The 326-nt window shown below is 37.4% G+C and carries 1 protein-coding gene; it reads left to right on the top strand.

The annotated features are described in order from the left end of the window. On the top strand, window positions 1–326 hold a 326-nt coding region (locus tag DWX59_RS29135), incomplete at both ends, for a hypothetical protein (protein WP_207660479.1).

Genomic DNA, 326 nt, shown 5'->3' with positions numbered 1-326 from the left:
AGAGAAATCTCTGAACAAATAGATAGAATGCATCAGAAAGAAAAACAACTGGATAAGAGTATACAGGATAATGATATTCTTCTCTGTAACCTCCAGAATAAGCTGACCGATCATCAAAAACTGTCGCATGAGCTGAAAGACACACCGAAAGCTAAAATACTTACAGAGGATCATTCGGTCATGCTCGAGGAATACCGACTTTATCTGGAGAATAATTCAGCTAATCGCAAAACGCTGCAGAAGCGACTGGAACAGGTGCAAGAAAGCATCGTTCATAAAGAAAATGATATCAAAAGATTCCATATAGAACCAACAGAATATAAAAG

Source organism: Enterocloster aldenensis (assembly GCF_003434055.1).
Taxonomy (GTDB): Bacteria; Bacillota; Clostridia; order Lachnospirales; family Lachnospiraceae; genus Enterocloster; species Enterocloster aldenensis.
This window is presented reverse-complemented; position numbering and strand designations above follow the sequence as displayed.